Annotated in this window: 6 protein-coding genes and 3 tRNA genes; 6 read left to right on the top strand and 3 right to left on the bottom strand. The window is 41.0% G+C overall.

The window, feature by feature from the left end; translation table 11 throughout:
- The first annotated feature begins 70 nt into the window (after nucleotides 1-70).
- From L1D51_RS20500 to L1D51_RS20490, 3 genes are all read left to right on the top strand, one after another.
- A tRNA-Gly gene (locus tag L1D51_RS20500) sits at nucleotides 71-146 on the top strand.
- An 85-nt stretch (nucleotides 147-231) separates the two neighbouring features.
- Nucleotides 232-307, top strand: a tRNA-Gly gene (locus L1D51_RS20495).
- A 92-nt stretch (nucleotides 308-399) separates the two neighbouring features.
- Nucleotides 400-475, top strand: a tRNA-Gly gene (locus L1D51_RS20490).
- Nucleotides 476-545: 70 nt separating this feature from the next.
- Here L1D51_RS20490 and L1D51_RS20485 read toward each other — a convergent pair.
- The 3 genes from L1D51_RS20485 to L1D51_RS20475 form a co-directional block, all read right to left on the bottom strand.
- A complete protein-coding gene (locus L1D51_RS20485; protein WP_054561120.1) occupies nucleotides 546-971 on the bottom strand; it encodes a secondary thiamine-phosphate synthase enzyme YjbQ in 426 nt (141 codons plus the stop codon).
- Nucleotides 968-1,435: a chemotaxis protein CheX gene (locus tag L1D51_RS20480; RefSeq protein WP_054554140.1), complete on the bottom strand. Its 468-nt coding sequence runs from the start codon at nucleotides 1,433-1,435 to the stop codon at nucleotides 968-970. Before L1D51_RS20480 ends, L1D51_RS20485 begins: the two co-directional genes overlap by 4 nt.
- Nucleotides 1,436-1,508: 73 nt before the next feature.
- Nucleotides 1,509-1,943, bottom strand: a complete 435-nt coding sequence (locus L1D51_RS20475; RefSeq protein ID WP_054554141.1) for a transcriptional repressor — start codon at nucleotides 1,941-1,943, stop codon at nucleotides 1,509-1,511.
- Between the two features lie 94 nt (nucleotides 1,944-2,037).
- Here L1D51_RS20475 and L1D51_RS20470 point away from each other — a divergent pair, with 94 nt between their 5' ends.
- The 3 genes from L1D51_RS20470 to dusA all read left to right on the top strand — a co-directional run bounded on the left by L1D51_RS20470 (nucleotide 2,038) and on the right by dusA (nucleotide 4,450).
- Nucleotides 2,038-2,658, top strand: coding sequence for a MarC family protein (locus L1D51_RS20470; protein ID WP_055020798.1), 621 nt, complete (start codon nucleotides 2,038-2,040; stop codon nucleotides 2,656-2,658).
- 155 nt (nucleotides 2,659-2,813) lie between these two features.
- Nucleotides 2,814-3,236, top strand: a complete 423-nt coding sequence (locus L1D51_RS20465; protein WP_130166181.1) for a hypothetical protein — start codon at nucleotides 2,814-2,816, stop codon at nucleotides 3,234-3,236.
- Nucleotides 3,237-3,472: 236 nt separating this feature from the next.
- Nucleotides 3,473-4,450 (top strand): tRNA dihydrouridine(20/20a) synthase DusA, encoded by a 978-nt coding sequence (gene dusA / locus L1D51_RS20460; protein WP_082422939.1) that lies wholly within the window; start codon nucleotides 3,473-3,475, stop codon nucleotides 4,448-4,450.
- Nucleotides 4,451-4,479: the final 29 nt, after the last annotated feature.

The following is a 4,479-nucleotide window of genomic DNA, read 5'->3' as shown; positions in this document are numbered from 1 at the left end:
AGTTGCCAGAACGTTTTACCGCAACCTTCAGGTTGTGCGCCAACGGACAAATTACTGACTACTTTTGAATGCGGCACTAGCTCAGTTGGTAGAGCGCAACCTTGCCAAGGTTGAGGTCACGAGTTCGAGCCTCGTGTGCCGCTCCAATTTCTCACCAAAAGAAATTGGCTTAAGTTTCAAGGGGAAAGTAACTAACTTGAAGCTTGTAACTTAAAACTAGTAACTTATTGTGCGGCACTAGCTCAGTTGGTAGAGCGCAACCTTGCCAAGGTTGAGGTCACGAGTTCGAGCCTCGTGTGCCGCTCCAATTTCTCACCAAAAGAAATTGGCTTAAGTTTCAAGGGGAAAGTTGAAAGCATTAGCTTGAAACTAGAAACTTGCAGCTTACAACTTATTTATGCGGCACTAGCTCAGTTGGTAGAGCGCAACCTTGCCAAGGTTGAGGTCACGAGTTCGAGCCTCGTGTGCCGCTCCAATCTCTAAAAAATCCCAAAATCACTTTCTTAAATATAAAGCCAAGTTTTGCTTACAGCTTACAGCTAGTTTTAGATCTGGCCTTGAACCGTCGCGATAATACGTCTAGCGCCACCATGATCTCGGTGTTCACCTAAATAGATACCTTGCCAAGTACCTAGCATTAAACGGCCTTGGTTAATTGGAATAGTGAGCTCAGCACCTAGTGTACTGCTTTTTATGTGGGCTGGCATGTCGTCATCACCTTCATAATCATGGCGGTAATAACTTTGTCGTTCTGGCACAAAATGATTGAAGTGACTTTCCATATCCATTCTTACTGTAGGATCTGCATTTTCGTTAATAGTTAAGCTTGCAGAAGTGTGTTGAATGAATAGGTGTAATAAGCCGACTTTGTATTGTGCTATTTCTGGAAGTTGACGAAGTAGCTCGTCATCAATGATGTGAAAGCCTCGTGAGCGAGGCTTCAATTGAATGGTTTTTTGCTGCCAGCTCATAGTTTATCAAAGCTAACTTCAATATTGGCGTTACCATCAGCAGACGTGAATGGAATTAACACCTTGGCGCCTTCACATTTATGTGCAATTGTATGTCCCTTACCAGACACTACAACTGGCGTTGCCATATCAAACTCATAGCCTTTTTCGCCAAGTAAGTTTTTAGCGCCACCTGTCACCATGTTAGTAATTTCACCTACCATGTCGGTTACTTCTTCGTTCACCGTATCAGGGCGTTCACCTAGCATTCTTTCCATAATCGTCAGTGCTAGATTTTCATCAAAGGTGATTGAAAGTGAACCTTTAGTTTGTGGGCCAACCATACCAATCAAACCTGATACATCGCCACGGGCTAGTTCGTCTTTCTTTAAACTAGGTTTGCCCGGCTTTAATTCTGTTTGAGCCATAGTGCTCAAAACATTTAATAATGATGATAAAAAAGGGTTGATGAACTCCACATTCATTATTTATTTTCCCTTAGGTTTCGAAATGCTGTTAATCATACTTTAAGTGTAGTGGTTGTTTCAAACACCGCACTTATTCTTTGCATTTTTCGCATTTACCGTGCGCTTCAATTGTTTGTCCTGAGACAATAAATCCACTTTCTGCCGCTAAGTTATTAAGTTCATGAGAAATTACTGTTGAATGTAATTCTTTTACATAACCACAGCTGTCACAAATTAATAACTGTACAGGGTGAATGTGATCGAAATGATGGCACAACATAAATGAGTTGGTGCTTTCAATTTTATGAATAAAGCCAAGTTCCGATAAGAAATCGAGCGCTCGATAAATAGTGGCAGGTTTTGCGCCTGACTCAGTTAATTTGAGTTGTTCTAATAGGTCATAAGCACCCACACCACCTTGCGCACTAGCTAATAGGCGGAATACTTTTTCACGGATAGGTGTGAAACGTGCACCACGATTATCGCATACTTGTTTTGCTTTACTGACGAGTGATTCTATATTCATCTTCTCTTATCCTTACGCTACCGTGATATACTAACATACTGTATTGTAGTTGCAGTGTTTTTATTCGCTAACACGTTTTCAGGGAGTTTTCTTAATGAGTGAATTGCTAGCTGCATTCATTTTCTTTTTTGCCGTCATTGATCCTATCGGGACCGTGCCTGTTTTTATTGCTGTTACACGCTGGGATGACGCCAAATTTAAGCGCAAAGTTGCATTAAAAGCGGTTGGTGTTTCGGCATTAGTGCTATTATTTTTTGTTGTTGCGGGCGAGTTACTTTTAAACGCGATCAATATTCCACTTTCGGCATTTCAGATTGCCGGAGGTATCGTATTATTACTGTTTGCTCTGTCGATGATCTTCGGTGAAAGTAAACCAGAAACAGAAATCAAAAGTGTTCGAGATAGCACCGAAACCGCTATTTTTCCGTTGGCGATTCCTTCTATTGCCAGCCCCGGTGCTATGCTTGGTGCAGTACTGATGACTCGAAATACCGAATACACTTGGTATGAGCAACTTATAACCTCATCAATTATGCTTTCTGTACTAGTAATCGTATTGGTTTTATTACTGCTTGCCACGCATGTTCATAAGTTAATTGGTGATAGTGGCGCGAGCATTATCAGTCGGGTGATGGGCTTAATTTTATCGTCAGTAGCGGTTACCAATATCTTAGGCGGTATCGCTCACTACTTCGGTTTGAGTGTTGTCGGCTAGTTTTAATTTAAAGTGCATTTTCAGTGATTTAAACTTTGAATAATTGCCTTCTTTTATCTAACTTTAAAGAAGGCAATATAAAATTTAAGGAACAAAGAATGCTAATCAAAAATGTCGTCTTATCTGTTTTTCTGATTTTTAGTTTAGGTGCTTGCATGGAGCCGACCTATGATAGTGGTAAGCTAAAAGTTATCGAAGTAACAGATCATGATTTTAAAATTAATGGTGAAAGCGCAGTAACCGTAATTGTTGGTCATGCCAATGTGGCGGAATACAGCTTCTCACTTCGTAAAAGTGATTTAAAGAAAGGCACGCTCCTGCAGTCTGTGTCTGACAGTAATCCAAATGTACGTGCAGATGGTACCTTCTTTAGTGAATATTATGTGCAATCAAAAGATCATGATACGCGTGCATCAATTGAAATTGTCGAAATGGACCCCGTTGAGAAAGTAGCACGAATTGCAGTAGGCGCTAAATTAGTTAACCTCAAGAACGAGGACTACAAAGAGCTTGAAATTACGATTTTGGAACTTACGGGCCAAAACCTTGAACACCTTCTTAGTAAAGTAAAAATGTAGTCTTAGTATTTTACCTTATTCATCAAAGAAGTGAGATTGCAGTACACTTCTTCGCCTCTTTTCACCATCTGATCTTCGATTAAGCCATGCCGCGAGCTAGCTTCGGTGGTATAATGGTCACAATTTTTCATTTCGGTGCATACCTAAAGGGTATGTGTCATCGCTATATTAAGCGTTAATCGTATTAGGTAATTTAAGTTGCAAGTAAATGCATTGATCTTTAAAGGGGCCATGTTATGAGCACAACGACATTAAACCGCCGTTTTTCCGTGGCACCCATGTTAGATTGGACTGATCGTCACTGTCGAACCTTTCACCGTAAAATGACTAAGCATGCTGTGCTTTACACTGAGATGGTGACAACCGGCGCTATTTTATTTGGTAAAGGCGATTACCTACACTTTAATGAGCATGAAGGGCCAGTGGCATTGCAACTTGGTGGCTCAGATCCTGAAGCGTTGGCTAAGTGTGCAAAGTTAGCGGCGGAGCGCGGCTATCATGAAGTAAATTTAAATGTCGGCTGTCCGTCTGATCGCGTGCAAAATGGTCGTTTTGGTGCTTGTTTAATGGCTGAGCCTAAACTGGTTGCTGACTGCGTTGCTGCAATGAAGGCCGAAGTGACTATTCCTGTTACTGTTAAAACGCGCATTGGTATTGATGAGCAAGATTCGTATGAGTTTTTATGTGCTTTAATTGAAGCGAGTCATGATGTTGGTTGTGATGACTTTATTATTCATGCGCGTAAAGCTTGGTTAAATGGCTTAAGCCCAAAAGAAAATCGTGAGATACCACCTCTTGATTACCCGCGCGTTTATCAGTTGAAAAAAGATTATCCGCAATTGCATTTAAGCTTAAATGGTGGCGTGAAAACAATTGCTGATAGCGTAGCTCACCTTGAGTATGTTGATGGCATTATGATTGGTCGTGAAGCGTATAGTAATCCGTTTATTTTGTCTGAGGTCGACGAAAACATATATGGTGATGAAGCCTTTACGCTGAGTCGTCATCAGGTTGTGCGCTCGATGTATGACTATATTGAAGATGAAATGAGCAAAGGCGCTAACTTTTGGCATATTGCTCGCCATATGTTGGGAATTTTCCAAGGCCAACCTGGTGCGCGTGGTTTTAGACGCCATCTTTCAGAAAAAGGCCATGGTAAAGCGGCCGATTTATCTGTTATGGATAAAGCCTTAAGTTTTGTCCCAGAAGCCTAATCATTTACCCTATTAAAAAAGCCACATTT

Source organism: Pseudoalteromonas shioyasakiensis, from assembly GCF_022398475.1.
In the GTDB taxonomy this organism is placed as follows: Bacteria; Pseudomonadota; Gammaproteobacteria; order Enterobacterales; family Alteromonadaceae; genus Pseudoalteromonas.
The sequence above is the reverse complement of the archived record's forward strand: the minus strand, read 5'-3'. Positions and strand labels throughout refer to the sequence as shown.